Genomic DNA, 727 nt, shown 5'->3' on the forward strand with positions numbered 1-727 from the left:
CTACACTAGCATTGTCGTCGGCAGCGTCAGCTGTGTATAAGAGACAGGGACGTACCGCCCCCGGGCGCCGAGGAGGTCTCCCGCCTGGTCTCGCGCCATTTCGGTGGGCTCGCCGGCAGTTTCCGCCCCGCCGCGGCGATGGAGGCATACGAGGCGGCATCCGTGTACGCCGCGCTCCCCGAACGCTTTTCGCCGCCGCCTGCCATCACCACCGATACCGTCGACGGTCGCGGTGCCGCGACGGCCGGCAGTGTCCGGGCCCACGACGTCCGGGCCTACGACGTTCGGGCCCACGACGTTCGGACCTACGACGTTCGGACCTACGACGTTCGGACCTACGACACCGACGCCGGAACGGTGCCCGTCGTCGACCCCGTGCGCCGGATGGCCGACGGCGCGGTGGCGGCGGTGCACCACGCCGGTGCCGTAATCGGTGACACCGTGTCGCACGCCGGGGCGGCGATGTCCCACGCGGCGCACGCGGCATCCGCCGTGGCCGGCACCGTCGGTTCGGTCACGGCCGCGGCCGGCCCGGGCGTCGGCGCGTCCTTCGCCGGCGATCCCGCACCCACCGTTGCCACGGCCACCGGCCTCCCCGGCGGCGCACCGGCCGGCGCACCGGCAGGCGTGCATGCCGCGGCCACGATCGGAACCGGGGTTTCCGGCTCGATGTCCGGCCTCGGTGCGGTCGCGGGAGCCGCCGGTGGCGGTATCGCAGCCGGCGGCC

Annotated in this window: 1 pseudogene; it reads left to right on the forward strand. The window is 74.3% G+C overall.

The annotated features are described in order from the left end of the window. Nucleotides 1-162: 162 nt before the first annotated feature. Nucleotides 163-727, forward strand: a pseudogene (locus Q8814_RS26335) (hypothetical protein); the annotation flags it as partial.

This window comes from Rhodococcus chondri, assembly GCF_036327435.1.
GTDB classification, from domain to species: Bacteria; Actinomycetota; Actinomycetes; order Mycobacteriales; family Mycobacteriaceae; genus Rhodococcus; species Rhodococcus chondri.